Genomic DNA, 26,626 nt, shown 5'->3' on the forward strand with positions numbered 1-26,626 from the left:
AAGTCCACGCATTGCATGCTGTGCGAGTTGGGCGGACCCTGTGGCCATGACGACCGCTGATTCCGTCCTCGACGCCGACCAGATCGCCCGCGCCCGGCTGCTGCTGGCGACCCCGGTGATCAAGGAATCCATGTGGCCGGTGTTGTGCGCCGCGGCGTTCGCGGCCTCGACCGCGCTCACCCTGGCCACCGCCATGATCCTCGCCCCGCCGGTGATCACCCAGCACGTGGTGCAGGGCGAGCGCTAAGCGCCGTCGGCGATAGCCCTCAGGCTCAGACGAACCGCCAGCTTTCCTCGGCCGCCCGGCGCAGGGCGCGGGCCTTGTGCAGGGTCTCGTCGTACTCGGCGTCGGCGTCGCTATCGACCACCACCCCGCCGCCGGCCTGGACGTACATCATCCCGTCCTTGAAGCAGGCCGTCCGCAGCACGATGCAGGTGTCCACCGAGCCGTCGGCGCCGAAATAGCCGACCGCGCCGGCGTAAGCGATGCCGCGCTTCTCCAGCTCCAGCTCGTCGATGATCTGCATGGCTCGCACCTTGGGCGCGCCCGACAGCGTGCCGGCCGGCAGGGCGGCCATCAGCACGTCCACTGGATCCAGGCCGTCGGGCGCGTCGCCCTCGACGTTGGAGACCAGGTGCATGACGTGGCTGTAGCGCTCCACGAAGAAGCTGGCCGTCACTCGGACATGCGACCCCTTGGAGGGCTTGGGCGGCTCGTTGGCGCCGGCCTTGTTGAGCATCGCCACCCGGCCCACGTCATTGCGGCCCAGGTCCAGCAGCATCAGGTGCTCGGCCCGCTCCTTGGGGTCGGCGATCAGCTCGGCCTCCAGGGCGCGGTCCTCCTCCGGCGTCGCGCCGCGGGGCCGCGTGCCGGCGATGGGGCGAATGGTGATCTTGCCGTCCCGCAGCCGCACCAGGATCTCCGGCGACGAGCCCGCCAGCTGGAAATCCCCGAAGTTCAGATAGAACAGGAACGGCGAGGGGTTCATCCGCCGCAGGGAGCGGTAGAGGGCGAAGGGATCGCGGCTGAAGGGCGCGCGGAACCGGTGGCTCGGCACCACCTGGAAGATGTCGCCGGCGCGGATGTAGTCCTTCGCGCGGCCGACGATGGCCCGGTAGTCCTCGCGACTTACCGGGGTGGTGAAGGCGTCGGGTTCAGGCACGCCGTTTCCGGCCAGTGGCGGGGCAGGCTTGCGGAAGTCATCCATGACGCCTGCCAGCCGCGCCTGGGCGGCGTCGAAGGCGTCCCTGGCCGACAGGCTGTCGGGGCGCACGGTCGTCACCAGGATGATCTCCTGGGCGATGGCGTCGAAGATCGCCACGATGGACGGTCGTATCATCAAGCCGTCGGGCAGGTCCAGCGGGTCCGGGTTGATGTCCGGCAGCTTCTCCACCAAGCGGATCATGTCGTAGCCTATGGCCCCGAACACCCCGGCCGACATCGGCGGCAGTCCGGCCGGCAGATCCAGCCGCGAGGCCGCCACCAGGTCGCGCAGTGAATCCAGGGCGCCGCCTGACTGGGTCACGAACTGACCGGACTCGATGGCCGGGCCTTGCGCGATCTCCGCCACATCGCCACGGCACTTCCAGACCAGGTCCGGCTTCATGGCGATGACCGAATAGCGCCCCCTCCAGGCCCCGCCCTCGACGCTCTCGAACAGGAAGGCGTAGGGCCGGCCGTGGGCGATCTTCAGATAGGCCGAGACCGGGGTCTCGAGGTCGTCGATCAGCCGGGTCCAGACGACCTGCGGCGCGCCTTGGGCATATTTCTGCTCAAAGTCCGCAAACGCAGGCTCGATCATCACTTGGCCTTTTCCGTCTTGGGCGCCGGGGCGTCCTTCTTGGGTTCGATGGGTTCCAGGCCGATCGCGAGCCGGGCGTTGTTGGGATAGGTCTTCACCTTCACCAGCGTCCCTGCCGCCTTCTGGGCGTCGGCCTGGATTTCGCGGAAGGTCGACTCGGTCATCTGCGGGCGGCTCTCCTCGGTCATCCGGGCCAGGGTCGGGCCGGTCGGGGCGCGAACCGCCTCCAGCTTGGCGACCACCAGGCCGAAGGTGGGCGCCTCGGCGGTGTAGACCTCGCCGGGCTTGGCGCCGAAGGTCTTGATCAGGGCGTCCTGGGACAGGGCTTGGCTCTGGCCGGCGTTGCGGCGGTCGAGGCCGGTGGCGCGGCCTACGCGGGCGCCGACGCTGGAGGCCACGGCTTCCAAGGTCTCACCCTTGCGCACCCGGGCGGCGAGTTCGTCGGCCTTGACCTGCAGGCGCTTGACCATTTCGCGCATCATCCAGACGCGGACCAGTTGCGGCTTCACCTCGGCGAGGGGCGGCATGGACTTGGGCGTGATCTTCTCGACGCGGACGGCGTAGTACTCGCCGTTTCCGGCCTCCTCGACCCCGCTCTCTCCGCCCTGCGGCAGGCTGAAGGCGGTCGCCAGCAGCTTGGGATTGATGCCCGACACCGGCTGCCCTTGGGGTCCCGCGCCCTGGGCGGAGACGGGGCCGATGGTGAAGGTGGGCACATTGGCCTTCTTGGCGGACTCGGCCAGGTTGGCGCCGCCGCCGTGGGCGTCGTCATAGGCCTGGGTCATCTCGTAGACCTTCTCGGCGGCGGCGTCCTTGCGCAGCTCGGCCTCGAGCTGGGGCCGGATCTCCTCCAGGGTCACGGCTTGGCCGGGTGTGACCTTGCTGACCCGGATGACCGCGAAGCCGAGGTCGCCCTTCACCGGCGCGATCTGGCCGACGGGCAGGGTGAAGGCGGCCTGGCCCACCTTGGGGTCGGCGATGGCGGTGCGCGGCTTGTCGGCATAGGTGATGGCGTCGACGCCCAGGGACTTGGCGATGGCGCCGGGATCCTCGCCCTTGGCCAGCCGGGCGGCCACGGCCTGGGCCGCGGCGGCGTCCTTGGCGGGGATCTGCACGAGGCTGCGGGTCTCGGGCCGCGACAGGGTGTCCCTGCGGAATTCGAAGCGCTTCTGCAGCTCGGCCGGATCGATGGGCAGGTTGGCGCTGATCATCGCTGGGCTGAAATGCACCACGGTCAGCACGCGGAACTCCGGCCGGGTCAGGGCCGCGGCGTTTTCCTTCATCAGCTCGGTGAGCTGGGCGTCGGTGGGCAGGGCGGGCGCGGTGACGTTGCGCGGGTCGATGGTGAAATAGCCGACATCGCGGCTCTCCATCGCGTAGATCGCCCCGAGCGCGGTATAGGCCCGCGGCACCCGCAGGCCATTGGCCAGGGCCGAGACCAGATGGCTGCCGGCGACCTGGTCGCGCATGATCAGCTCAAAGGCGGGCGGCGTCAGGCCATTCTCATTCAGGCGCTCAGCGTAGAGGTTCTTGTCGAAGCGGCCCGAGACCTGGTCGAAGAAGGCCGGGATCTTCTGCAGTTCGCGGGTGATCAGGGTGTCGGAGGGCTTGATGCCGATCTTGGCCAGCATCTCGCCAAAGGCCTCCCGGCTCGCCACCTCGTTCAGGACGCGGGTGTCCAGGCCGTTGGCCGCCGCCATCTCGTTGGTGATCGGCTGACCCACCTGCTGCTCGGCGCCTTTGCGGAAGCTGTCGAACTCCCGCTTGAAGTCGGCGGTCGAAACCTTGCGCGAGCCCGCCGTCACCACGGCGTTCGAAGTGCTCCCCGTGAACACGTCATTGATCCCGAACAGTGCGAAGCTCACGACAAGCAGGCCGATCAGGACGAGGGCGACCCAGGATTTTGCGAACTGACGGATGGCGGCGAGCATTTGGCGGTCTTCCTGGCCCCGCGGGGCGAGCATCGGAACGGGCGGTATAGTGGAGGCCGCTTGGACCCCGCAAGCGCGTGACAGAATTCTCAAGGCGCCTTACTCGCCCAAGGAACACGACAAAAGCGAGGCCTTGATGACCGCCCCCGTCCCCTTGATCGCCGGAAACTGGAAAATGAACGGGGATTCCGCGTCCCTCGGGGAGGCCCTGGCCACCGCCGCGGGCCTCGGATCGACCCGGGTGCGGGTGGCCATCTGTCCGTCGGCGACCCTGGTGTCCCGGATGGCGGACGCGCTCAAGGCGACCAATGTGCTAGTGGGCGGCCAGGACTGCCGCGCCGAGGTTTCCGGCGCCTATACCGGCGACGTGGCGGCCGAGCAGCTGGCGGACGCCGGCGCCGAGCTGGTGATCCTCGGGCACTCTGAGCGGCGGGCCGGCTACGGCGAGACCGACGCCCTGGTGGCCGCCAAGACCCAGGCGGCCCTGCGCGCGGGCCTGGAACCCATCGTCTGCGTCGGCGAGACCCTGGACGAACGCAAGGCCGGCAAGGCCCTGGAGATCGTCACCGGGCAGGTGCGGGGTTCGCTCCCCGCCGAACTGGCCGGCAAGGTCTTCTCCGTGGCCTATGAGCCCGTCTGGGCCATCGGCACGGGCCTGACCCCCTCCACCGAGGAGATCGTCGAGGTCCACCGCGCCATCCGTCAGACCCTGACCTCGATCTTCGGCGCCCATGGCGCGACGGTGGCCATCCTCTACGGCGGCTCGGTGAAGCCCTCCAACGCCGCCGAGATCCTGCATGCCGACGAGGTGGGCGGGGCCCTCGTGGGCGGCGCGTCCCTGAAGGCCGCCGACTTCCTGGGGATCATCGCAGCGGTCTAGTCGCCGCCGCGGCCCACATCCTCGTCGCCCTCTTGGCCCTTGGCGTCGGCGCCGGCGAGGGTGCTCTTGGTCCCCGAAAGCCCGTCGCCCAAGGCGTTGCCGCCACCGCCCGCAGCCTCCGCCAGGTCGCGTTCGGCGCCGGGATCGGGCGCGTCGGGCTTGCCGGTGATGTCGGATTCCTTGGTGGCTTCGCCGGCGGCGTTGCCGATCTGGGGGCGGGGGGTCATCAGCTGTTCCTCGGGAGTTGCTGCGCACTCAACGAACGCCTCAGCCCGCTGTTCCAGCCTCGCTGAGGTGCAGCGCGCCCGCCCTGTGGTCCAGGCCCACGCGGAACCCTTTCAGCAGACCGGCGCCGATCAGGCCGTCCGGCAGCGGGCTTCCGGCTTGCGCCGCGAAGATGCTCACCTTCACATCGCGCAGGGTGAAGCCCGCGAACCGAACTTGGTGGGCGGTGACCATGCGATCCACGCTGGCGCCGCCGATCCCGATGGACCGAACGGAGGTCAGCTTGCGGGCCTGATCGAGCAGGCCCGCGGCGCCCGCGGCCTGATCCGAAAGCGCCAGGGCGCCGGAGGCCCCGGTGTCGACGAGGGCCGAGATTGGCGCCCCGGATTCAACGCTGACCTCCAAATGCAGTCCGCCGCTCTTCCGGGTCACCGGGGCAAGCACAGAATTCTTGGGCGGAGCATAGGCCTCGTGCCGCAGAAAGGCGGCGCGCCGGCGCGGATAGTCCACCTCCAGGATGACCGAACGCAGGACATCGCGTCCCAGCAACATATCGAAGGGTTGGTTGGTGAAGGCCGAGATGGCGGCCAGATTCAGCACCGCGGCGCGGATCCGCTCGATCCTCAGCGCCCCGAGATCCAGATCCAGCCCGACCGTGTGGGTGATGCTTGGCCCGCCGCCGACGCCGTAAGCCAGGACCGGCAGAGGCAGGCCCGCGGCCAGGCCCAGGCGGCGGGCGAATCCGGCGTCGATGGCCGAGGACTGGGCGCCGGAATCCACCAGCACCCGGATCGGGGCGCCGGCCACCGCGCCCTGCAGCATGATGAACCCCCCGGCGCGCGGCAGGTCGATCCACCCGCTTCCCGAGACGTCGCCGGCGAAGATCACCCGGGGCGCGCTGAATTGCCCACCGTTGCGCACAAAGACGATGCCGGCTGCGCCGGCGCCCAGGAAGGCGAGTTGTCCCAGCAGGGCGCGGCGGGTGGTCAGGACGGCCTCATGGGGCGGGAAGGGGGCGGCCCCCTAGATGGGGCCGCCGGCCGGGCGTTGAAGGGGCCGTTCCAGGGTGACCTTGAAGAACCGCGTCTCCACGCCCTCGATCCCGAAATCGTTATCGTTCACCAGGAGGATTTCCCGGTCCGACAGCAGGATCATGCCCTCCAGGTCCGGTGCGACCTCCGGCGCGTCGTCGCTGGTGAAGACCAGCTCTTTTCGCAGGTTCCCGCCAGCGCCCCTCAGGTCGACCACGTAGATCTTGCTGGTGTGGGAAATCCGCTCCAACACCAGCAGGCGACCTTCGCCCACGCACAGCAGTTCGCCGATCTTCAGGTCGGCGGGCGCCACCGGCCCGGCCTCGAGGTCCCGGAGAAAGCTGTCTGGCGGGTCGAAGGGGTAGCTGTGCTCCGCCAGCAGGGCGCCTGACGCCGCGTCCAGGGTCCAGATCCGCACGGCCCCGGCCTCGTCCCCTTCGAAGGCGCTCTGGAACCCCGCATAGAGGCGGGTCTCGTCGGCCGACACCGCCAGCCCCTCGAAGCCGCGATTGAGCCGCCGTCGCCCCGCGATCGCGGGGAGCAGGTCCACGGCGCCGGGCCAGGCCAAGCCCTGCGGCGTCCAGCGGGTCTCCACCACGCCCTGCTCGCTGACCTTCATCAGCGAGGGCCCATACTCCTCCGCCACCCAGAACGAGCCGTCGGCCAGGGCCGCGACCGCTTCCGAGTCCGCCCCGTTCACGTCCGCAGCCAGCGGCCGCCCTTCCACGTCGAACAGCGGCTCCATGGACACCTCGGCGCCCCCAGGGAGAGGGAGGCCGGTCACCGGGGCGCCCGAGGCCACCCGCAAGCGCAGGGTCCGAAGGCGCTCGATCCGGTCGCCGGTGATCTGCAGCTCCGAGAGGCTGGGCCCGATCTGCGGCATCGGCAGGATCTTGGCCCCCGCCACCTCGCGCAGGTGGTCCAGCCCCTCGACGCCGTAGTCCTCGCGGGCCTGCTTGATGCTGAGGTTCGGCCCCCGGTCGCCCAACGCCCATAATCGCCCCGGTGGGTCGCCTGGACGCCGGGTCAGACCCGAGCCCAACCCCAGGGTCGCGCGCAACACGCCGGCGGGCAGAGCGACCTCGCCCAGCGGCTGGTCCTGCCAGGCGAGCCGTTCGACTGTGAAGCGGGGCGAGGTCATGTGAAGCCTTCCGGACCTGTCGAATTCGATAGCTTGATGCCTGGCCGTGCATCACGACGATCCTGCGGATCGTTATGCACATCCCCTCCGGAGTTCGGCCATGACCGATATGACCTCCTATCTCGGCTGGAAGATCGACTACGGCCAGCCCGTGGGGGAGCCGGCGTTTCTGGATCCAGGCTCCGTCCACTGGCGAGTGTACAAGAACCCGATCGCGCTGGCGGTCGGCGGGGTGGCCGCCGTGCTGCTGGAATTCGCCGACCCCCGCATCCGTTCCGGCGTCTGGGACCATTCGACCTTCAAGACCGACCCCATCGGACGCTCCAGGCGCACCGGCGTCGCCGCCATGGTCGGGGTCTATGGTCCGCAGAGCGCGGCGCGACGGGTCATCCAGGGCGTCACCAACATGCATGGCCGCGTGGCCGGGAACACCCCCGCCGGCGAAGCCTACAAGGCTCTGGATGTCGAACTGCTGGACTGGGTCAGCGCTACGGCCGGCTATGGGTTCCTGAACGCCTATGACCGCTTCGTCTCGCCGCTGAACGAGGCTGACAAGACCCGCTTCTACGAGGAGGCCGGCCCCGTCGCCCGGCTCTACGGTGTGCAGTCCTCGCCAAAATCCACCGCGGACGTCCTGGGGATGATGCAGACGCTGGCGCCCCGCTTCGAGCCGCACCCCATCGTCACCGAATTCCTGGGCATCATCCAGTCGGGCCAGGCCGCGCCGGCCGCGCCGAAGTTCCTGCACCGAGCCCTGGCGCGGGCCTCAGTCTCCCTGCTGCCCCTCGCCGTGCGCCAGAAGCTGGCCCTGGGGTCGGAGTACGACCTGACGGCGACCGACCGCCTCGCCCTGAAGGCCGCCGGAAAGCTCGCCGACCGCATCCCGGTCCCGGGCTCCGCGCCCTGCGAGGCCAGCAAGCGCCTCGGCCTGCCGGCCAACTTCCTCTATCTCAGCCGCGGCACGCAGGAACGGCTGCTGGCGGGCGCGCCGGAAGCGGCGGGCTAGGGGCCCTTCAACTCCACCGTGTTGCCTTCGGGATCCTGCAGGTACAGCGACAGCCCATCGCCATGCGCGCCGTAGCGCGGGCCCTCGTCGGTGATGGTCACGCCATGCGCCGTCAGGTGGGCCCGGATCGCCGCCCCATCGAAGGGCGCGACGGTCAGGCAGAAGTGGTCCAGGTTCCGGCCCTCGACGCCCGGGCCCGCGCCGCCCAATGCCCCGAGCGGGCCCTCGAGGGTCACCAGGTCGATCAGGTTCACGCCGGCCCGCAGGTGGGTCAGGCCCAGCTCCGGCCGGTCCCAGTCCATCGAACAGCCCAGGACCTCGATGTAGAAGCCCACCATGGTGGGCTTGTCGCGGATGCGCAGGACGATGTGGTCGAAGCCGGCGAGTTGGATCGGATGGTCGGTCATCAGTCTCACATAGTCCGCCCGGCTAGAGCAGCAAGCCGAACAGCCGGCAGTCGCGGCGGTCGCCGTCGCGCAGGACGTGGCCGCGCAGCAGGCCTTCCTCGGTGAAGCCCAGCTTCTCCAGCAAGGCGTCGGAGCGCCGGTTGCCCAGATGCGTCCGCGCCGTCAGCCGCCGGATGCCGCTTGAGGCGGCGTGCGCGATCACCGCGCGCATGGCCTCCAGGCCATAGCCCTGGCCCCAGGCGCCGCGGCCGAGCATGAAGCCGACCTCCGCCCGCTTGTGCCAGCGGTCGATATCCGACAGGTCGCAGATCCCCAGGAATTCCTCGCCGTCCAGGGCGCGCATGGCCCAGTACACCGCCCGCCCGGCCGCCATGTCCTCCACCTGCCCGGCGACGATGGCGGCGATCAGGTCTGGGTCGTCGATCTCGGGCACGTCCCAGTGGGCCATGACCTCGGCGTCGCTCATCATCGGAAACAGCAGGGCGGCGTCCGAAACCTCAAGCGGACGGAGGCTCAGGCGTTCGGTTTCGAGAATCATGGGCTTGCTCGACACGTGCAACGCCCTAGCTATGGCCTTGCGTCCCTCTCAGTGGTAGAGCGCGCGCTTCATTTCGGCTCCGTTCCTTCGGCCGAGGCTACCGGACGTACACATGCTGCTTGGCATCCTGCTCACCATCCACATCATCGTCTGCATCTGCCTCATCGCCGTGGTGCTGATGCAGCGGTCCGAAGGTGGCGCGCTCGGCATGGGGGGCGGCCCGTCCGGTTTCATGAGCGCGCGGGGCGCCGGTGACCTGCTCACCCGCATCACCTGGATCCTCGGATCGATCTTCTTCATCATCAGCCTGGCGCTCACCCTGCTGTCGGGACGTCAGGGCGCTTCGGATTCCGTCGTCGACCGGATGAAGGTCGAGGCCATCGACCCCAACAAGCTGAACCAGCCCGCCCAACCGGCGCCCACCGACCCCAACGCGGCCCCGCCGCCGCTGTCGGCCCCGACCCCGCAGGTCCGCAATCCCTTCACCGGCGACGCCGAGGGCGCCCCGGCCGCCCCCGCGCCGACCAACCCCTGATCTAAGGTTTTCATGGGCAAGCCGACCTCATCGCCGCATCTGCGGCGCGATCTCCCATGGCTTGCCGGGTGCGGCCTTTGCGCCCCTCAACAGGTTTTCGCGAATCACCTGAGCGCCAAGGCCCCGAATCACCGCTACTCTGAACGCCCATGACCCGGTACATTTTCATCACCGGCGGCGTGGTCTCCTCCTTGGGAAAAGGTCTCGCCTCCGCCGCGCTTGGCGCGCTCCTGCAGGCGCGGGGCTACAAGGTCCGCCTTCGCAAGCTCGACCCCTATCTGAACGTCGATCCGGGGACGATGAGCCCCTATCAGCACGGCGAGGTCTTCGTGACCGACGACGGCGCCGAGACCGACCTGGACCTGGGCCACTACGAGCGCTTCACCGGGGTGAACGCGACCAAGGCCGACAACATCACTACCGGCCAGATCTACAAGACCATCATCGAGAAGGAGCGGCGCGGCGACTACAACGGCGCCACCGTCCAGGTGATCCCCCACGTCACCGACCAGATCCGCGAGTTCGTGCTGTCGGACCCGGGGGAGGGCGTCGACTTCGTGCTGGTGGAGATCGGCGGCACGGTCGGCGACATCGAGGGCCTGCCGTTCTTCGAGGCCATCCGCCAGCTGGGCCAGGAGCTGCCCCGCGGCCACGCCTGCTACATCCACCTGACCCTGCTGCCCTACATCAAGACCGCCGGCGAGATGAAGACCAAGCCGACCCAGCACTCCGTCAAGGAGCTGCGGTCCATCGGCATCCAGCCCGATATCCTGCTCTGCCGCTGCGAGATGCCGATCCCGGCCGGCGAACGCCGCAAGATCGGTCAGTTCTGCAATGTCCGTGAGAGCGCCGTCATCCAGGCGATGGACAGCGCCAACATCTACCACGTGCCCCTGGACTACCACGCCCAGGGGTTGGACCGCGAAGTGCTCGACGTCTTCGGCATGGCCGACACCGCGCCCGCGCCGGACCTGTCGCGCTGGCAGTCGATCTCCGACACCCTGACCAACCCGGACGGCGAGGTGAACATCGCCATCGTCGGCAAGTACACCGGCCTCACCGACGCCTACAAATCCCTGGTGGAGGCCCTGATCCACGGCGGCGTCGCCCAGAACGTGCGGGTGAAGTTCGACTGGATCGAGGGCGAGGCCTTCGAACGCGAGGAAGGCCTGATCGCCGAGCGCCTGACCGAGGTGCACGGCGTCCTGGTGCCTGGCGCCTTCGGCGAACGCGGCTCGGAGGGCATGATCCGCGCCGTCCAGTTCGCCCGCGAGCACATGGTCCCCTATTTCGGCGTCTGCTTCGGCATGCAGATGGCCATGATCGAGGCGGCCCGGAACCTGGCGGGCATCGGCGCGGCGTCCTCCACCGAGTTCGGCCCCACCTCCGAGCCCATCGTCGGCCTGATGACCGAGTGGACCAAGGGCAATGAGCGCCAGGTCCGCAAGGAAGGCGACGACCTGGGTGGCACCATGCGCCTGGGGGCCTACGAGGCTGTCCTGACGCCGGGCTCCAAGGTCAGCGAGATCTATGGCGACCTGACCATCAGCGAGCGCCACAGACACCGCTACGAGGTCAATATCGACTACCGCGAGCGCATCGAGCAGACCGGCCTGGCCTTCTCCGGCCTGTCGCCGGATGGCGTGCTGCCGGAGATCTGCGAGCGCAGCGACCACCCGTGGTTCATCGGCGTCCAGTTCCACCCCGAATTGAAGAGCCGCCCCTTCGAGCCTCACCCCCTGTTCGCCAGCTTCATCGGCGCGGCGAAGGATCGCTCGCGTCTGGTCTGACGGCGATTTTCGAGTCAGGCTCAGCCCATGCTGACCTGCGACGACATCCGGTCCATCGCACTGGCCCTGCCGCAGGCGGAGGAACAGCCGCACTTCGACTCGACCTCCTTCCGGGTGAAGGGGAAGATCTTCGCCACCCTGGGCGACGAACCCCGCGCCACCCTGAAGCTCGACCCGGAGGACCAGCACAACCTCGCGCAGGCCCATCCGGGCGTTGTCGAGGCCGTGGAGGGCTACTGGGGCCGCAACGGCTGGACTGTGGTCCAGTGCGCGGCGATGGACGCCCAGACCCTCTCTGGACTGATGAGGATGGCCTGGGTCAATGTGGCGCCCAAGCGGCTCGCAAAAGCTTTCGTCCAGGGCGCTTGAAACGAAGCGGGGTTTGCGTCATACACCCGCGCTCACGTCGGCGGCCCGCAGGTCGCCGCTTCCATTTCCACGCCTGAGAGATTCTCCCATGGCCGTTCCGAAACGCAAAGTCTCGCCCTCGCGTCGCAACATGCGCCGCAGCCACGACGCCCTGGGCGCCAATTCCTATGTCGAAGACAAGGAAACCGGCGAACTGAAGCGCCCGCACCACGTCGACCTGAAGACCGGCATGTACAAGGGCCGTCAGGTCATCACGCCGAAGGAAGACTAGCTCTTCCTCGCCGCGCCTTCGGGCGCGCGGACCTTCGAGCTCGTAGACTAGAAAAGCCACCCGCTGCGGCATCCGCGGCGGGTGGCTTTGCCTTGGGCGTCTGTCCGATCGGGACAAGAGGCCCGCGCGCGCCGAGACCTCCGCAAGATTGCCCCCGGGGCCGAAGCTGGCTAAGGGTCGCGCGCCTTTTCTCAATGCCCACCCGGGGACCGCCATGACCGAGATCGTCGACATCACCGCCCGCGAAATCCTCGACAGCCGCGGCAACCCGACGGTCGAGGTGGACGTGGTGCTGGAGGACGGCTCCATCGGCCGCGCCGCCGTGCCCTCCGGGGCCTCCACGGGCGCCCACGAGGCGGTGGAGAAGCGGGACGGGGACAAGAGCCGCTACGGCGGCAAAGGCGTCCTGCAGGCGGTCGACGCCGTCAATGGCGAGATCTACGACGCGCTCTCCGGTTTCGAGGCCGAGGACCAGCGGCGCCTCGACACCCTGCTGATCGAACTGGACGGCACCCCCAACAAGTCCCGCCTGGGCGCCAACGCCATTCTCGGCGTCAGCCTGGCGGTGGCCAAGGCCGCGGCGACCGCCGCCGACCTGCCGCTCTACAAGTATGTCGGCGGGGTCTCGGCCCGCGTCCTGCCGGTGCCGATGATGAACATCATCAACGGCGGCGCCCACGCCGACAATCCCATCGACATCCAGGAATTCATGATCCTGCCTACCGGCGCCGCCACCTTCGCCGAGGGCCTGCGCATGGGCGCGGAGATCTTCCACGGCCTGAAGAGCGCGCTGAAGGCCGCCGGTCACAACACCAATGTCGGCGACGAGGGCGGCTTTGCCCCCAACATCGCCACCGCCGAAGAGGCCCTGGCGTTCATCGTCAAGTCGGGCGAGGCCGCCGGCTACAAGGCCGGACGCGACTTCGTCCTGGGCCTGGACGTCGCCGCCACCGAATTCTTCAAGGACGGCAAGTACGTCATGGCCGGGGAGGGCAAGACCCTCGATCCCTCCGGCATGGTCGACTACCTGACGGGCCTGGTCTCCCAGTTTCCCATCGTCACCATCGAGGACGGCTGCAGCGAGGATGATCTCGACGGCTGGAAATTGCTGACCGACAAGTTGGGCGCGAAGATTCAGATCGTGGGCGACGACCTCTTCGTCACCAACCCCAAGCGCCTGTCCATGGGCATCGAGAAGGGCCTGGCCAACTCCATCCTGGTAAAGGTCAATCAGATCGGGACCTTGTCGGAAACTCTTGACGCCGTGGAGATGGCCCACCGCGCCGGCTACACCTCCGTGATGAGCCACCGCTCGGGCGAGACCGAGGACTTCACCATCGCCGACCTGGCGGTGGCCACCAACTGCGGGCAGATCAAGACCGGCTCGCTGGCCCGCTCCGACCGCACCGCCAAGTACAACCAGCTCCTGCGCATCGAGGAAGAGCTTGGCGACCAGGCGGTCTATCTCGGCCGCGCGGCGCTCAAGGGCCGCTGATCCCAAGCGCCGCCTTGATCCCGATCAAGGCGGCGCGGACCGGGGCGCGGCATGAGCAGGCTCGCCTGGAGCCTTGCCATGTCTCTCCGAAACACCCGCGTCGCCTACGGCTGGGCGGCCATCGCCCTGCACTGGATCAGCGCCGTAGGGGTGATAGTCCTCTACCTGCTGGGCGAGCAGATGGAGGAGGCGCCTGACCGAGCGGCCAAGATCGCCGCCCAGGGCCTGCACGTCTCCGTGGCCATGTTGCTCTTCGCCTTCCTGGCCGCGCGGCTGCTGTGGAGCCTGTCCCAGCCCCATCCTCGCACCCTGGAGCCGAACGTCTGGTTTCAGCGGCTGGCCATGGCGGTCCAGGGCCTGTTCCTGCTGATGATCGCCGTGCTGCTGGTCAGCGGCCCCCTGGCCATCTGGTCGGGCGCCCGTCCGATCCAGGTCTTCGACCTCTTCGCGATCCCCAGCCCGTTCCCGGTGCGCATGGAGGGGCTGCACGAAGCCGCCGAGACCGTGCACGGGGCGGCCACCAAGCTGTTCTGGCCCCTGATCGCCCTCCACGTCCTCGGCGCCCTGAAGCATCTGCTGATCGATCGCGATGGGACCTTGCAGCGGATACTGTGGGTCAAGCGCTCGCCTTCCACCTAAGCTCCAGGCCGCGCACAGGGAGGTCCCATGTCGAGATCCCACCGCGAGATGCACCTGATTGAACGGGTCGGCTGGCTCCGGGCCGCCGTCCTGGGCGCCAATGACGGGATCGTCTCCACGGCCAGTTTGATCGTCGGCGTCGCAGCCGCATCCCAGGGGCGTGGCGAGATCCTGGTGGCGGGGGTCGCGGGCCTGGTGGCCGGGGCCATGTCGATGGCCGCGGGCGAATATGTCTCGGTCAGCTCCCAGGCCGATACCGAACGGGCCGACCTGACGCGGGAGCGGGGCGAACTGGCCACGCAGCCCGAGCTGGAACTCGCCGAGCTCGCCGGCATCTACGCCGAGCGGGGCGTCGAACCTGGCCTCGCTCACGAGGTCGCCCGCCAGCTGATGGCCAAGGACGCCGTCGGCGCCCACGCCCGCGATGAATTGGGCATCTCCGAGATGACCACCGCCAGGCCGGTGCAGGCGGCCTTCACCTCGGCGTTCACCTTCGCCGTCGGCGCGGCCCTGCCGCTGGCCTTGGCCGTCGTCACCCCGCTGCCGGCGCTTGTGCCGGCGGTCTCGGGCGCCTCCATCGCCTTCCTGGCTCTGCTGGGCGGAGTGGGCGCACGGGCGGGCGGCGCGCCGATCTGGAAAGCCGTGGCCCGGGTGACCTTCTGGGGCGCCATGGCCATGGCCCTGACGGCGGGCGTAGGCGCGATCTTCGGCGTCGCAGCCTGACCTGGTCCTGCGGCGGCGGGGATAACCTCAATCCAATGCGATGCTTGGCCCCGCCGCCTCAAGCTTGACCGCAACGCAATATTAAACATGAAGCGCGACATTGGCGGGGTCAGAAACGCTGTTGATTCCAGGCCCGTGCTCGCAAGTATCCGCCCCTATCTGCCGACCGCCGCCCTGGCCCTCCTTATTTTCTATTTCGGGTTCCACGCCTTCACGGGTGATCGGGGCCTGCTGTCGTCGGACGCTCGCGACGCCGCCCTGGCCGCCAAGATATCCGAGCTGCAGAAGGTGCGCGTCGAGAGGCAGGACCTCGAGGCCCGCGCCCGGCTTTTGCGCGACACCAGTCTTTCGGCTGATCTGCTGGAAGAGCGGGCCCGTTCCCTGCTAGGTTTCGCCGACCCGAGAGATTATGTGATCCGGGTGAAGCCGTAGGGCGGATTCGTTCGTTCTAGAGCCCGACAGTCAAAAGTGGACACCGGTTTTGGCGACCGTCGGGCTCTAACTTAAGGTTTGGAGCGTTCTCGCTTCAACCTGAAGCGATGACGCTCTCGGGTGAGACTGACTCGGGAACGAGGCCCAAGTGGCGAACTCCACGGAGAAACGAATGGCGCGCGGGCAGACAAGCTCGACTTCCAAGCGGAAGAAGGATGACACCGGTGTCATTGACGGGGGTGCGGACCCCATGACCAAGGACTCCCTGCTCAAGTTCTATCGCGACATGCTGCTGATCCGCCGCTTCGAGGAGCGTGCGGGCCAGCTCTACGGCATGGGTCTGATCGGCGGCTTCTGCCACCTCTACATCGGCCAGGAAGCCATCGCGGTCGGCGTGCAGTCGATCAAGGAGGCCGGCGACCAGGTGATCACCGGCTATCGTGACCACGGCCACATGCTGGCCTGCGGCATGGACCCCAGGGAAGTCATGGCCGAACTCACGGGCCGCTTCACCGGCTCGTCCAAGGGCAAGGGCGGGTCGATGCACATGTTCTCCACCGAGGCCGACTTCTACGGCGGCCACGGCATCGTCGGTGGCCAGGTGAGCCTGGGCACCGGCCTGGCTCTGGCCAACCGCTACAAGGGCAACAAGAAGGTCGCCTTCACCTATTTCGGCGACGGCGCGGCCAACCAGGGCCAGGTCTATGAGAGCTTCAACATGGCCACGATCTGGAAGCTTCCGGTCGTCTATGTGATCGAGAACAACCAGTACGCCATGGGCACCTCCATCGAACGCTCGTCCTCGGAGACCCACCTCTACAAGCGCGGCGCCTCGTTCCGGATTCCGGGTGAGGAGGTCGACGGCATGGACGTCATCGCCGTCCAGGAAGCCGCCCGCAAGGCCGCCGCCCACGCCCGTTCGGGCGAAGGCCCCTACATCCTGGAAATGAAGACCTACCGCTACCGTGGCCACTCCATGAGCGACCCGGCCAAGTACCGCACCCGCGAGGAAGTCGACGAGGTCCGCAAGACCCGCGATCCCATCGACCACCTGCAGGAACTGCTGGAGAAGCAGGGCTGGGCCGACGAGGCCGCGCTGAAGGCCATCGACGCCGAGGTGAAGAAGATCGTCGCCGACGCCGCCGAATTCGCCCGCACCTCGCCCGAGCCCGACCCGTCCGAGCTCTATACCGACGTCTACCTGGAGGCCGCTCAGTGACCGACGTACTGATGCCGGCCCTCTCTCCCACCATGGAAGAGGGCACGCTGGCCAAGTGGCACGTGAAGGTGGGCGACACTGTCCGGTCCGGCGACGTCATCGCCGAGATCGAGACCGACAAGGCGACCATGGAGGTCGAGGCGGTCGACGAGGGCGTGATCGAGGAGATCCTGGTGCCGGAAGGTTCCGAGGAGGTGAAGGTCAATACGCCCATCGCGCGTCTCTCCGGCGAGGGCGCCGCCGCGCCGTCGGCCAAGGTCGATGCGCCGGCCACGAAGACCGAGACCAAACCCGAGCCCGCCGCCAGCGGCGATCCTGAAAAGCAGCCCGCCGAGGCCGCGCAGCCGCAGCCTGAGGGCGAAGCCGCGACACCCGTGACGCCCAAGCCGACCCTGCGCGATCCCGAGTTGCCCGATGGCGTGAAGCTGGTGAAGACCACCCTGCGCGACGCCCTGCGCGACGCCATGGCCGAGGAGATGCGGGCTGACGAGAACGTCTTCCTGATGGGGGAGGAGGTCGCCCAGTACCAGGGCGCCTACAAGGTCTCCCGTGGCCTGCTGGAGGAGTTCGGCGACCGCCGCGTCATTGACACCCCGATCACCGAATACGGCTTCGCCGGCCTTGGGGTCGGGGCCGCGATGGCGGGCCTCAAGCCCATCATCGAGTTCATGACCTTCAACTTCGCCATGCAGGCCATCGACCACATCATCAACTCCGCCGCCAAGACGCTCTACATGTCCGGCGGCCAGATCAAATGCTCGGTCGTGTTCCGCGGGCCCAACGGCGCCGCGGCCCGCGTCGGCGCCCAGCACAGCCAGGACTATTCGGCCTGGTACGCCCAGGTGCCGGGCCTGAAGGTGGTGGCGCCCTATGACGCCGCCGACGCCAAGGGCCTGCTGAAGGCAGCCATCCGAGACCCCAACCCTGTGGTCTTCCTGGAGCACGAGATGCTCTATGGGGTGGAGTTCGATGTACCCGAGGGCGACTGGGTTGTGCCGATCGGCAAGGCCAAGGTCCGCCGCGAGGGAACCGACGTCACCATCACCGCCCACTCTCGGGCGGTCGGTCTGGCCCTGGAGGCCGCCGAGCGGCTGGCGGGCGAGGGGATCGAGGCCGAGGTGATCGACCTACGCACCCTGCGTCCGCTGGATCACGAGACCGTCGTGGCGAGCGTCAAGAAGACCAATCGCCTGGTCACCGTCGAGGAAGGCTGGGGTCCGATGGGCGTCGGCGCCGAGGTGATCGCGCGGGTGCTGGAGCACGCCTTCGACTACCTGGACGCCCCTCCGGCGCGCGTGCACCAGGAGGACGTGCCCATGCCCTACGCGGCCAATCTGGAGGCGCTATCGCTGCCCTCGGTCGACAAGATCGTGAAGGCGGTGAAGGCGGTCACGTACAAATGACCCCCGACCCGTTCACCTGGCGGGCGGGAGGCTGCCATTGCGGCGGCGTGCGGTTCGAGGTGGCCCTGCCGCAGGTGGTCGAGGCCCAGAGCTGTAACTGCTCGATGTGCGCCAAGACCGGCTACATCCACGTCATCGTGCCTGAGAGCCGCTTCCGGGTGACCAAGGGCATGGAGCGGCTGGCCGAGTACACCTTCAACAGCCGGGTGGCCAAGCACCTGTTCTGCTCGGAATGCGGCATCAAGAGCTTCTACCGCCCGCGTTCCAATCCGGATGGCTGGTCTGTCAACGCCCGCTGCCTGGACGAGGCGGCCAATCTAGACCTCACCGCCTTCGACGGCCAGAACTGGGAGGCCAACGCCGACCAGCTCGCCCACCTGTCGCTGGAGCCGTCATGACCATCGTGCGCGCCTGCGCCCCCCACAACCGCCCGAGCGCCTGACCCATGTCGACCGAGATCCTGATGCCCGCGCTGTCGCCCACCATGGAGGAGGGCACGCTCGCCAAGTGGTATGTGAAGAAGGGCGATGTGGTGAAGTCCGGCGACGTCATCGCCGAGATCGAGACTGACAAGGCGACCATGGAGGTCGAGGCCGTCGACGAGGGGACCATCGAGGACATCCTGGTCCCCGAGGGCACGGAGAACGTGAAGGTCAATTCGCCGATCGCCAGACTGTCCGGCGAGGGCGAGGCGGCGGCGCCTTCTCCTTCTCCCCTTGCGGGAGAAGGTGGCCCTGCGGAGCAGGGTCGGATGAGGGGTCTCTCAGAACCGTCCGGAAAGCCAGTTGCAGCTAGCGCTGAGGCGGGAGCCCAACCCCTCATCCGACCGGTCTCCGACCGGCCACCTTCTCCCGCAAGGGGAGAAGGGCAGGGAACGCGCGTCTTCGCCTCGCCGCTGGCCCGGCGGATCGCGGCCCAGAAGAACCTCGACTTGTCGGCCCTGAAGGGCTCCGGGCCCCACGGCCGCATCATCAAGCGTGACGTGGAGGGCGCGACCCCCGGCGCGGCGAAGGCCCCGGCCACTGGCGGCGCGGCGGCGTCGGCCCCGCGTCAGGTGCAGAGCCTGGCTCAGATGGGCATTCCTGACGGCTCCTACGACCTCGTGCCCCTGGACGGCATGCGTAAGACCGTCGCCCGGCGGCTCACCGACAGCTTCCGCGACGTGCCGCACTTCCCCCTCACCATCGACCTGGAGATCGACGCCCTGCTGGCCGGACGGGTGAAGATCAACGCCATGCTGGAGAGCCAGGGCGTCAAGGTCAGCGTCAACGACCTGGTGATCAAGGCCGCCGCCATCGCCCTGAAGCAGGTGCCGGAGGCCAACGCCTCCTACTCGCCCGAGGGCATCGCCCTGCATCACCACGCCGACATCGCCATGGCCGTCGCCATCGACGGCGGGCTGATCACGCCCATCATCCGCGCGGCCGAGACCAAGGGCCTGGCCCAGATCGCCACCGAGGCCAAGGACCTGGCCGCCCGGGCCCGCACCCGCAAGCTCAAGCCCGAGGAATTCCAGGGCGGCACCTTCTCGATTTCCAACCTCGGCATGTTCGGGATCAAGGCCTTCGCCTCGATCCTCAACGAGCCCCAGGGCGCGATCCTCTCGGTGGGCGCGGGCGAGCCGCGCCCGGTCGTGAAGAACGGCCAACTGGCCATCGCCACGGTGATGACGGTGACCCTGACCTGCGATCACCGCGTGGTGGACGGCGCCATCGGCGCTCGCTGGCTGCAGGCCTTCAAGATCCTGATCGAAGATCCCATCACGATGATCGTCTAGGAGCGCGCCATGAGCATCTATGACTTCAGCGCCGAGACCCTGGAGGGCAAGGCGACGCCGATGTCCAACTATCGCGAGAAGGTGGTCCTGATCGTCAACACCGCGAGCAAGTGCGGGTTCACTCCGCAGTTCGAGGGGCTGGAGGCGCTCTACACCAAGTACAAGGACCGGGGCTTCGTGGTGCTGGGGTTCCCCTGCAACCAGTTCGGCGCCCAGGAGCCGGGGAACGCCGAGGAGATCGCCAGCTTCTGCGCCCTGACCTACGACGTCGACTTCCCGATGATGACCAAGATCGACGTCAACGGCCCCAAGACCCACCCGCTCTTCGCCTATCTGAAGAAGGAGAAGAAGGGGCTGCTGGGCACCGCCAATGTGAAGTGGAATTTCACCAAGTTCCTGGTCGACCGTAAGGGCCAGGTGGTGGAGCGCTTCGCCCCTACCGTCGAACCCAAGTCGCTGGAAAGCGCCATCGAGGCGCTGCTGTAATGGCCGACACCTTCGATCTGATCGTCATCGGCTCCGGCCCTGGGGGCTATGTCACCGCCATCCGCGCCAGCCAACTTGGCCTGAAGACCGCCATCATCGAGAAGGAAGCCCTGGGCGGGGTCTGCCTGAACTGGGGCTGCATCCCCACCAAGGCGCTGCTGAAGACCGGCGAGGCCTATGAGCAGCTCTCCCACCTGGCCGACTACGGCATCAAGGTGGAGAAGGCCTCCTTCGACTTCACCGGCATCATCAAGCGCTCCCGCAAGGTGGCGGCCCAGCTGAACTCCGGCGTCGCCTTCCTGATGAAGAAGCACAAGATCGAGGTGGTGGAGGGGACCGCCAGGCTTGAGAAGGGCAGTCCCGCCCCCAAGGTCGTCGTGGCCCTGAAGGCCGGCGGCGCGCGCACCCTCACCGCCAAGCACGTCATCCTGGCCACCGGGGCCCGCGCCCGCACTATCCCGGCCGTGGGCCTGGAGCCGGACGGCGACCGCATCTGGACCTACCGCGAGGCCATGGCGCCCAAATCGGCGCCCAAATCTCTGATCGTCATCGGGTCGGGTGCCATCGGCATCGAATTCGCCAGCTTTTACAGGGCGTTAGGGGCCGACGTGACGGTCATCGAAACCCTGCCGCGCATCCTTCCCGTGGAAGATGAGGAAGTCTCCGCAACCGCCCGGAAAGCCTTCGAAAAACGCGGTATCAAATTCCGCGTTGGAGCCCAGGTCGAAAAGGTCGAGAAGCCGAAATCCGGGGGGGTCCGCATCACTGCAAGCGGCGCCCAAACTTCAGAAGTCCTGGAGGCCGAGGTGGCCATCGTCGCCGTCGGCATCGTCGGCAATGTCGAGGACATGGGCCTCGAATCCCTGGGCGTGAAGATCGACCGAACTCACGTGGTCACCGACAGCCACGGCGCCACGGGCGTGGCTGGGCTCTACGCCATCGGCGATGTCGCAGGCCCGCCCTGGCTCGCCCACAAGGCCAGCCACGAGGGTGTCCACTGCATCGAGCATATCGCGGGCCTGGCGCCCTCCAACCTCAACGCCCCGATCCCCGGCTGCACCTATTCCACCCCGCAGATCGCCTCGGTGGGGATCACCGAGGCCGCGGCCAAGGAGAAGGGCATCGCCGTGAAGGTGGGCCGCTTCCCGTTCCGGGTGAACGGCAAGGCCATCGCCTCCGGCGAGACCGAGGGCTTCGTGAAGACCATCTTTGACGAGAAGACCGGCGCCCTGATCGGCGCCCACCTGATCGGCGGCGAGGTCACCGAAATGATCCAGGGCTTCGCCCTGGCCATGACCCTGGAGGCCACCGAGGCGGAACTGATCGCCACCGTCTTCCCCCACCCGACGATGAGCGAGGCCATGCATGAGGCCTCGCTCGACGCCTATGGGCGGGTGCTACATATCTAGATCCGCTCGATGATCGCCGCCGGGGCCATGCCGCCGGCGGCGCACAGGGTGGCCATGCCGACCGACAGGTCGCGGCGTTCCATCTCGTCCAGCAGGGTCCCCAGGATCATGGCGCCCGTGGCCCCGATGGGGTGACCGAGCGCGATGGCCCCGCCATTGACGTTGACGATCGCAGGATCGACGTCCAGGTCGCGCATGAACTTCAGCGGCACCACGGCGAAGGCCTCGTTGATCTCCACCAGCTGGATGTCCTTCATGGTCATGCCGGCCTTGGCCAGCGCCTTGCGGGCCGCGGGGCCGGGCGCGTTCAGCATCAACTCCGGCGAGTCGCCCGCCGTGGAGACCGAGCGGATCCGGGCTCGCGGCTTCAGTCCATGGGCGCGGGCGTATTCCGGCGAGGCGATGACCACGGCGCCGGCGCCGTCCACCACGCCCGACGAGTTGCCGGCATGGTGCACGTGGTTGATCTTCAGGTCGGGATAGGTGGCTTCCACCAGCTTGCGGAAGCTGAGACCCTCTTCGTCCAGCGGCACGTCATAGAGGCTGGCGAAGGCGGCCTTCAGGGCGGCCAGGCCCTCGGCGGTCGTGCCGGCGCGGGGATACTCCTCCCGGTCCAGGGCGACGCTGCCGTCGTCATTGTAGACGGTGATCAGGCTGCGGTCGAAATAGCCGTTGGCGATGGCGTGAGCCGCCCGGCGCTGGCTTTCGAGGGCGAGCGCATCGACGTCCTCGCGGGTGAAGCCTTCCAGGGTCGCCACGACGTCGCCGCAGACACCCTGGTGCGGCTGCGGGTGAATGGCGCGCAGGTGGGCGTTGCCGGAGTCCAGGGTCGGGCCGACCTGGCGCTTCAGGGTCGAGCCGTAGGACATGGACTCCACGCCGCCGGCCACCACGAGGTCCTGGGCGCCGGACATCACGCCCATGGCGGCCAGGTTCACCGCCGTCAGGCCCGAGCCGCAGAAGCGGTCCAGGGACATGCCCGCCGCCTCGTTGGCGTAGCCGGCGTCCAGCGCCGCCATGCGCGCGATGCAGGACCCCTGCTTGCCGAACTGGGTGCCGCAGCCGGCGATCACGTCATCGATGTCGGCGGTGTTGAGGTTGTTGCGCTCGGCCAGGGCCTTGAGGACCGTGGACAGGATGCGCTGCGGGTGGACACCCGACAGGGCGCCCTTCTCAGGCTTGCCGACGCCACGCGGGGTGCGGGCGACGTCGATGATCCAGGCTTCGGCCATGGCGTATTCCTCTCGGGGCAGGTTTGCGTCTCTGAGAGCCAGGATGGACCCGGCTCCCCCACGGCAGCCAAGCGCCGATTAGGGACTCTTGCGCGTTATGCCGCGCGACGGCCCTCGGCCTCAACCATGCGCTGGATGGCGACATAGTCGGTCTTGCCCGTGCCCAGGACCGGCACTTCGGGCACATTGAGGATCTTCTTCGGCACGTTCAGCTCGGACGCGCCGATGGCCTTGGCGTGGGCCACCAGGGCGCTGGAGTCCGCGTCGCGCCGGTCGGTGACCAGCACCAGGCGCTCGCCCTTGCGGGTGTCGGGCATGGCGATGACCGCGTGCCGGTTGTCGGGCCAGACGGCGACGGCCAGATCCTCGGCGGCGGTCAGGGACACCATCTCGCCGCCGACCTTGGCGAAGCGCTTCACCCGCCCGCGGATGGTGACCCAGTCATCGTCGGACAGGTCCACCACGTCGCCGGTATCGTGCCAGCCATCGGTCAGGGGCTCGATCGAGCCATCGGGGCGCAGGTAGCCGCTCATCACATTGGGGCCGCGCACGAAGAACCGACCGCCGCCCGGAATGCCTGGAACCGGTTCCAGGCGGGTCTCCATTCCAGGCAGCAGGCCGCCGACCGTGCCGCGACGGTTGTCGATGGGCTTGTTGACCGCGATCACCGGGGCCGCCTCGGTGGCGCCATAGCCCTCCAGCACCGGCACGTCGCCGAAGCTGTCGCGGATCAGGTTGTGGGTTTCCTCACGCACCTTCTCGGCGCCGCAGACGATAAACTTCAGTCCGGCCAACTCGTCGTACTCGGCGACCCGGGCGTACTGGTTGAGGAAGGTGTCGGTGGCCAGCAGGATGGAGGCCTTGGAATCCTTCAGCAGCGGCGGGATCACCTTGGTGTGCAGGGGCGAAGGATACTGGAACGCCTTCATGCCGGTGAGGATGGGCAACAGCGCGCCGCCGGTGAGGCCGAAACAGTGGAAGGTGGGCAGGGGATTGAACATCACCCAGTCTGGATCCAGCGGGATGTGGGAGGCGATCTGGTAGACGTTGGACACCAGATTGGCCTGGCTCAGCACCACGCCCTTGGGCACGCCGAAGCTGCCGGAGGTGAACAGGATGACGCCGGGATCGTCTGGCTTGGTCTCGGCCAGGAAGGCCCTGGGGAAGGCGCTGGCGGTGGCGGCGAAGATCTTGTCGGCCAGACCGATCTTCTCACGCACCTCCTCCAGGTAGGTGACGGTCGAGACCTCCTCCAAGGCGTCCACCAGATCGTGGAGCTGGCCCTGCTCGATGAACCGGTGGGCGGTCAGCACCCGCTTCACCCCGGCCAGCTTGCAGGCGCCCTTCAGGTTCCGGATGCCGGAGGTGAAGTTCAACATGGTGGGGATGCGCCCGAAGGCGTGCAGGGCGAAGAAGGTGACGATGGCGGCCGAGCTTGCAGGCAGCATGACGCCGACCCGCTCCCCCTTTTCCGTGATCGCTGCGATCTTCCGTCCGAGCGCGAAGGCGGCCCGGATCATGTCGGTGTAGGACAGCGGATTGCGTTCCTGGTCCTCCAGGATCGATTTCTTGGCGCCGAACTGGGCGCGGGCGTCGAGCAGAGCCCCAAACAGGGTCTTCTGGCTCTCAAGCGGATCAAATGTACGCGACAAAAGCGAAGACCTCCCCGATCGGATCGCCGGTTCTTGGAGCGCAAGCCTATCGTCCGGGTTCGTCATTGCAAGGATACGTTACAATGCGTGAGGCGGTTTCAGGGCGGGGGCGGGGAATTCTCCTCTGGAGCCGGGGCCGGGGCCGGGGTTTCGGCCGCAGGCGGGGCGACTTCGGCTTGGCGCTCGGCCTCGACTCTGGCGGCTATATAGCCGGTGACCTGGTCCATCCAGGGCTGACGGAAGCGGTCTTCCTCCAGGTGCAGGGCCGCAAAGGCGCCCGGGACGGCGACCGAGCGACAGTGGGGCAGGGCCTTGCAGAGCGCGAGTGCTTCCTTGGTGGTCTTGTCGGGCAGCAGCATCAGGACCTCAGCCTTCACCGCGCCGGCGTTGGCCTCCGCCGCGCGGCTGGCGGCCTGGTGGGCGCCGCGCCAGCCGAGACTGGGTGACGACATGCGCAGGTCCGGATTGGCGGTCTGCCAGGCCTGCTGAACCCGCCCGCGCCAGGCGTCGTGGGTGAGGCCCTGGCCGCGCGCGTCGGGCGCTGATCGGCTCCAAGGTCGCCAGTCGGTCGACGGCAGGCGGCCGAGGCCCGCGCGGCCTGCGAGCGCCTGGGCTGTGTCTGCGCTGACGGCGCGCGACGCGACGTCCGGCGACGACAGGATCACGGCATCGACCTTCAGCCCGGCCTCCACGGCCCGCAGCGCCACGACCGCGCCGTCGGCATGGCCCAGCAGGATCAGCGGGGAGGTTTCCGGGGGACGGATCACCACCCGGACCAGGGCGCCGACATTGGCGACATCGGGCTCGAAGCTCGGAACAAACCCAAGGTCGCGGGGCAGGGTGTAGCGAGCCGACCCGCCCTGACCTGCCCTCTCGAGGATCCAGACGGTGTAGCCGCGCCGGATCAGGCCGCTGGCGGTCTCGAACCAGGCCTCGGCCGACTCTCCGTAGCCCGGCAGGATCACGACCGTGGCCCTGGGCGCCCGCCAGCCGGCGGCGACGCCGTAGCGCTGGGCGGGTTTGCCGCCGGTCTCAATGAAGCCCCAGGCCCAGCCTTCCGGCGGATAGAAGCGGGGGCTGAGCGCCGGCGGCGCCTGGGTCTCCGCGAACGGTCCCATCAGGTCGCCGCGGCCGCACGCCGCGAGCAACAGGAGCAAAGCGGCGACTGCCAGGGCGCGGACCATGCCGTCTTTGAACCCAGTTCACCGCTGTGGCGCAAGGCTGCTCAATCGTGGCTTGATCCAAGCGGCCCGAACGCCGATCTAGGGGGCATGGCGACCGTTATCGACACCCTCACCGGCGCAAGGCCGCGGCACCCTGAAAAGCAGTCTCGGCCCGACACGCCGATGCTGCGCAAACCCGAATGGCTGCGTGTCCGCGCCCCGGGCTCACCGGGCTATTCGGTCACCAAGGCCCTGGTGAAGGAACACGGCCTCACCACGGTCTGCGAGGAAGCCGCCTGTCCGAACATCGGCGAGTGCTGGAGCATCAACCACGCCACCATGATGATCATGGGCGACACCTGCACCCGGGCCTGCGCCTTCTGCAACGTCATCACCGGCAAGCCGCAGGCCCTCGACCCCACCGAGCCTGCCCGCGTCGCCGACGCCGTGGCCAAGATGGGCCTGAAGCACGTGGTGATCACCTCGGTGGACCGCGACGACCTGGCCGATGGCGGAGCGGCGCACTTCGCGCAAGTTGTTCGCGCAATCCGCGCCCAGGCCAGCGGCACGACCATCGAGATCCTGACCCCGGATTTCCTGCGCAAGCCGGCCTCGGCCGCCGAGCTGGTGATCGACGCCAAGCCCGACGTCTTCAACCACAATCTGGAGACCGTCCCGCGCCTCTACCTGTCGATCCGCCCAGGCGCCCGCTACTTCCACTCCCTGCGCCTGCTGGAGCGGGTGAAGGAGCGCGACCCCGAACAGTTCACCAAGTCAGGCCTGATGGTGGGACTGGGCGAGACCAAGGAGGAGGTCATGCAGGTGATGGACGACATGCGTTCGGCCGGCATCGATTTCCTGACCATCGGCCAGTACCTGCAACCGACCCGCAAGCACGCCGCGGTCGACCGGTTCGTGACGCCGGACGAGTTCCACGCCTATGAGGAGATCGCCCGGGCCAAGGGGTTCCTGATGGTCTCGGCCAGCCCCCTGACCCGCTCGTCGCACCATGCCGGCGAGGACTTCGCCAAGCTGCAGGCCGCCCGCCGGGCCAAGGACGCAGCCTAGGT

The 26,626-nt window shown here is 68.2% G+C and carries 28 protein-coding genes; 18 read left to right on the top strand and 10 right to left on the bottom strand.

All coding sequences use genetic code 11. The features are described from left to right. Positions 1–46 precede the first annotated feature (46 nt). Positions 47–247, top strand: a complete 201-nt coding sequence (locus OCL97_RS00700) for a hypothetical protein (protein ID WP_305337323.1) — start codon at positions 47–49, stop codon at positions 245–247. 25 nt (positions 248–272) lie between these two features. Here OCL97_RS00700 and trpE read toward each other — a convergent pair whose 3' ends face one another. After that, positions 273–1,805, bottom strand: coding sequence for an anthranilate synthase component I (trpE, locus tag OCL97_RS00705; protein ID WP_304777155.1), 1,533 nt, complete (start codon positions 1,803–1,805; stop codon positions 273–275). Then, the gene (locus OCL97_RS00710) at positions 1,802–3,733 is read right to left on the bottom strand and encodes a peptidylprolyl isomerase (RefSeq protein WP_377366704.1); all 1,932 of its coding nucleotides are present in this window, start codon (positions 3,731–3,733) and stop codon (positions 1,802–1,804) included. Before OCL97_RS00710 ends, trpE begins: the two co-directional genes overlap by 4 nt. A gap of 136 nt (positions 3,734–3,869) precedes the next feature. Between OCL97_RS00710 and tpiA the strand changes: the two genes are divergently transcribed. Next, positions 3,870–4,613 (top strand): triose-phosphate isomerase, encoded by a 744-nt coding sequence (gene tpiA / locus OCL97_RS00715; protein ID WP_377366706.1) that lies wholly within the window; start codon positions 3,870–3,872, stop codon positions 4,611–4,613. Here the strand turns inward: tpiA and OCL97_RS00720 are convergent. From OCL97_RS00720 to OCL97_RS00730, 3 genes are all read right to left on the bottom strand, one after another. After that, positions 4,610–4,840 carry a hypothetical protein gene (locus OCL97_RS00720; RefSeq protein ID WP_305702881.1) on the bottom strand — a complete coding sequence of 77 codons (231 nt, stop codon included), beginning with the start codon at positions 4,838–4,840 and terminating at the stop codon, positions 4,610–4,612. The genes tpiA and OCL97_RS00720 overlap by 4 nt on opposite strands. 40 nt (positions 4,841–4,880) lie before the next feature. Then, positions 4,881–5,759 carry an aspartyl protease family protein gene (locus OCL97_RS00725; RefSeq protein WP_377366708.1) on the bottom strand — a complete coding sequence of 293 codons (879 nt, stop codon included), beginning with the start codon at positions 5,757–5,759 and terminating at the stop codon, positions 4,881–4,883. A gap of 102 nt (positions 5,760–5,861) precedes the next feature. Further along, entirely contained in the window at positions 5,862–7,010 is a 1,149-nt protein-coding gene (locus OCL97_RS00730; RefSeq protein WP_377366710.1) for an esterase-like activity of phytase family protein, read from the bottom strand. 100 nt (positions 7,011–7,110) lie between these two features. On the opposite strand from OCL97_RS00730, the gene OCL97_RS00735 reads away from it, so the two are divergent. Next, complete coding sequence (locus tag OCL97_RS00735; protein WP_377366712.1) at positions 7,111–8,016, top strand: oxygenase MpaB family protein; 906 nt, start codon at positions 7,111–7,113, stop codon at positions 8,014–8,016. On the opposite strand, the gene OCL97_RS00740 is transcribed toward OCL97_RS00735, so the two are convergent. Both OCL97_RS00740 and OCL97_RS00745 read right to left on the bottom strand, forming a co-directional pair. Beyond that, positions 8,013–8,423 (bottom strand): VOC family protein, encoded by a 411-nt coding sequence (locus OCL97_RS00740; protein ID WP_377366714.1) that lies wholly within the window; start codon positions 8,421–8,423, stop codon positions 8,013–8,015. The two genes, OCL97_RS00735 and OCL97_RS00740, sit on opposite strands and share 4 nt — an antisense overlap. A 22-nt stretch (positions 8,424–8,445) precedes the next feature. After that, positions 8,446–8,961 (bottom strand): GNAT family N-acetyltransferase, encoded by a 516-nt coding sequence (locus OCL97_RS00745; protein WP_305761552.1) that lies wholly within the window; start codon positions 8,959–8,961, stop codon positions 8,446–8,448. 112 nt (positions 8,962–9,073) lie between these two features. Here OCL97_RS00745 and secG point away from each other — a divergent pair, with 112 nt between their 5' ends. The 14 genes from secG to lpdA all read left to right on the top strand — a co-directional run bounded on the left by secG (position 9,074) and on the right by lpdA (position 21,509). After that, the gene (gene secG, locus OCL97_RS00750; RefSeq protein WP_377366716.1) at positions 9,074–9,496 is read left to right on the top strand and encodes a preprotein translocase subunit SecG; all 423 of its coding nucleotides are present in this window, start codon (positions 9,074–9,076) and stop codon (positions 9,494–9,496) included. A gap of 149 nt (positions 9,497–9,645) precedes the next feature. After that, entirely contained in the window at positions 9,646–11,286 is a 1,641-nt protein-coding gene (locus OCL97_RS00755) for a CTP synthase (protein WP_377366718.1), read from the top strand. Between the two features lie 27 nt (positions 11,287–11,313). Then, positions 11,314–11,655 carry an MmcQ/YjbR family DNA-binding protein gene (locus OCL97_RS00760; RefSeq protein WP_305704630.1) on the top strand — a complete coding sequence of 114 codons (342 nt, stop codon included), beginning with the start codon at positions 11,314–11,316 and terminating at the stop codon, positions 11,653–11,655. 88 nt (positions 11,656–11,743) lie between these two features. Continuing rightward, positions 11,744–11,926, top strand: coding sequence for a 50S ribosomal protein L32 (rpmF, locus tag OCL97_RS00765; protein ID WP_215340463.1), 183 nt, complete (start codon positions 11,744–11,746; stop codon positions 11,924–11,926). 214 nt (positions 11,927–12,140) lie between these two features. Then, positions 12,141–13,421 (top strand): phosphopyruvate hydratase, encoded by a 1,281-nt coding sequence (eno, locus tag OCL97_RS00770; protein ID WP_304777143.1) that lies wholly within the window; start codon positions 12,141–12,143, stop codon positions 13,419–13,421. Positions 13,422–13,499: 78 nt separating this feature from the next. Next, on the top strand, positions 13,500–14,060 hold the full coding sequence (locus tag OCL97_RS00775; RefSeq protein WP_377366721.1) for a cytochrome b: 561 nt from the start codon (positions 13,500–13,502) through the stop codon (positions 14,058–14,060). 27 nt (positions 14,061–14,087) lie between these two features. Continuing rightward, a complete protein-coding gene (locus OCL97_RS00780; RefSeq protein WP_305704628.1) occupies positions 14,088–14,783 on the top strand; it encodes a VIT1/CCC1 transporter family protein in 696 nt (231 codons plus the stop codon). Positions 14,784–14,918: 135 nt separating this feature from the next. After that, complete coding sequence (locus OCL97_RS00785; protein WP_377366723.1) at positions 14,919–15,215, top strand: FtsB family cell division protein; 297 nt, start codon at positions 14,919–14,921, stop codon at positions 15,213–15,215. Positions 15,216–15,387: 172 nt separating this feature from the next. Then, a complete protein-coding gene (gene pdhA, locus OCL97_RS00790; protein ID WP_377366725.1) occupies positions 15,388–16,434 on the top strand; it encodes a pyruvate dehydrogenase (acetyl-transferring) E1 component subunit alpha in 1,047 nt (348 codons plus the stop codon). Further along, complete coding sequence (locus OCL97_RS00795; RefSeq protein ID WP_377366727.1) at positions 16,431–17,837, top strand: pyruvate dehydrogenase complex E1 component subunit beta; 1,407 nt, start codon at positions 16,431–16,433, stop codon at positions 17,835–17,837. The genes pdhA and OCL97_RS00795 overlap by 4 nt, the downstream gene beginning before the upstream one ends. Further along, positions 17,834–18,235, top strand: coding sequence for a GFA family protein (locus OCL97_RS00800; protein WP_377366729.1), 402 nt, complete (start codon positions 17,834–17,836; stop codon positions 18,233–18,235). The genes OCL97_RS00795 and OCL97_RS00800 overlap by 4 nt, the downstream gene beginning before the upstream one ends. Before the next feature lie 47 nt (positions 18,236–18,282). Next, positions 18,283–19,614: a pyruvate dehydrogenase complex dihydrolipoamide acetyltransferase gene (locus OCL97_RS00805; RefSeq protein WP_377366731.1), complete on the top strand. Its 1,332-nt coding sequence runs from the start codon at positions 18,283–18,285 to the stop codon at positions 19,612–19,614. A gap of 9 nt (positions 19,615–19,623) precedes the next feature. After that, positions 19,624–20,100 carry a glutathione peroxidase gene (locus tag OCL97_RS00810; protein WP_305761048.1) on the top strand — a complete coding sequence of 159 codons (477 nt, stop codon included), beginning with the start codon at positions 19,624–19,626 and terminating at the stop codon, positions 20,098–20,100. Next, the gene (gene lpdA / locus OCL97_RS00815) at positions 20,100–21,509 is read left to right on the top strand and encodes a dihydrolipoyl dehydrogenase (protein ID WP_377366733.1); all 1,410 of its coding nucleotides are present in this window, start codon (positions 20,100–20,102) and stop codon (positions 21,507–21,509) included. Before OCL97_RS00810 ends, lpdA begins: the two co-directional genes overlap by 1 nt. Here the strand turns inward: lpdA and OCL97_RS00820 are convergent. From OCL97_RS00820 to OCL97_RS00830, 3 genes are all read right to left on the bottom strand, one after another. Further along, a complete protein-coding gene (locus OCL97_RS00820) occupies positions 21,506–22,741 on the bottom strand; it encodes an acetyl-CoA C-acetyltransferase (RefSeq protein ID WP_304777133.1) in 1,236 nt (411 codons plus the stop codon). The genes lpdA and OCL97_RS00820 overlap by 4 nt on opposite strands. A 95-nt stretch (positions 22,742–22,836) precedes the next feature. Next, complete coding sequence (locus OCL97_RS00825) at positions 22,837–24,393, bottom strand: AMP-binding protein (protein ID WP_377366736.1); 1,557 nt, start codon at positions 24,391–24,393, stop codon at positions 22,837–22,839. 98 nt (positions 24,394–24,491) lie between these two features. Further along, positions 24,492–25,511 (bottom strand): alpha/beta hydrolase, encoded by a 1,020-nt coding sequence (locus tag OCL97_RS00830; protein ID WP_377366738.1) that lies wholly within the window; start codon positions 25,509–25,511, stop codon positions 24,492–24,494. A 153-nt stretch (positions 25,512–25,664) separates the two neighbouring features. Between OCL97_RS00830 and lipA the strand changes: the two genes are divergently transcribed. Beyond that, positions 25,665–26,624, top strand: coding sequence for a lipoyl synthase (gene lipA / locus OCL97_RS00835; RefSeq protein WP_377366740.1), 960 nt, complete (start codon positions 25,665–25,667; stop codon positions 26,622–26,624). The last annotated feature ends 2 nt before the right edge of the window (positions 26,625–26,626 follow it).

The sequence above is a fragment of the Phenylobacterium ferrooxidans genome, assembly GCF_042714595.1.
In the GTDB taxonomy this organism is placed as follows: domain Bacteria; phylum Pseudomonadota; class Alphaproteobacteria; order Caulobacterales; family Caulobacteraceae; genus Phenylobacterium; species Phenylobacterium ferrooxidans.